The sequence below is a fragment of the Exiguobacterium profundum genome (genome assembly GCF_001909285.1).
Taxonomy (GTDB): Bacteria; Bacillota; Bacilli; order Exiguobacteriales; family Exiguobacteriaceae; genus Exiguobacterium; species Exiguobacterium profundum.
Genome location: NZ_MRSV01000009.1, coordinates 1 through 417, shown reverse-complemented (window position 1 = coordinate 417; position 417 = coordinate 1). Strand labels below are relative to the sequence as shown.

The window sequence follows — 417 nt, the reverse complement described above, 5'->3', positions numbered from 1 at the left end:
GCTTCATCTTTTACTGTTCGTAGCTGGTGCTCTCGGGCTTGTATGCGATGAAACTAACACATTGTACTTGACGAACGTTGTCGAATCCGATGATTCTGATGAAAGATCCAGGGTATGCAGCCTTGGCCTCTTCTAGCTCCTTGATAACCTGGGAAGCGTCGGTACAACCGAACATGGGTAGCTTCCACATTGTCCAGTAACGACCATCATAATATCCAGGGGTGTTACCGTGTTCTCTGTAGACGAATCCTCTGGCGTCGAATTCCAAACAGGGAACCCATCCATTACGGAGAAGGTAGTCGACTTCCTTTGATAGTTGCTCGACGGTCAATGGGGGAAGGTATGAGAGGGTCTCAAACTTCTTCAAACCAGTTGGTGGCCATACCTGCATGCAGTTAACTCTTCCACCGTTGCTGG

1 protein-coding gene is annotated in these 417 nt (G+C 48.7%); it reads right to left on the bottom strand.

Annotated features, from left to right (window positions below; genetic code table 11):
• Window positions 1-10: 10 nt before the first annotated feature.
• On the bottom strand, window positions 11-417 hold a 407-nt coding region (locus BBB58_RS15700), incomplete at its 5' end, for a RuBisCO small subunit-like domain-containing protein (protein WP_208606733.1).